The organism is Marinomonas sp. ef1 (assembly GCF_002806845.1).
GTDB lineage: Bacteria > Pseudomonadota > Gammaproteobacteria > Pseudomonadales > Marinomonadaceae > Marinomonas > Marinomonas polaris.
Genome location: NZ_NHTT01000055.1, coordinates 1 through 218, shown reverse-complemented (window position 1 = coordinate 218; position 218 = coordinate 1). Strand labels below are relative to the sequence as shown.

1 protein-coding gene is annotated in these 218 nt (G+C 45.0%); it reads left to right on the top strand.

The window, feature by feature from the left end:
- Positions 1-30 precede the first annotated feature (30 nt).
- On the top strand, positions 31-218 hold a 188-nt coding region (locus CCS02_RS22065; protein ID WP_157808028.1), incomplete at its 3' end, for a hypothetical protein.

Sequence of the window (218 nt, the reverse complement as noted above, 5' to 3'; positions counted from 1 at the left end):
AATGCCAAAGAAAAAATCAATGGCCGAACATTGAAAACTGCCGCAATCAAGTTGGATAAAGATGGCAAGGGAGTGATTTCTGTTCCAGATAATTGGGCTAACACTCCAGTACCATTGCGCTACCTTGTCAGTGCCAGCGTTTATGAAAGTGGCGGCCGTCCGGTGACGCGCAATCAGAACATCATACAATTACCAAGCTACGAAAAATTGGTTGGCAT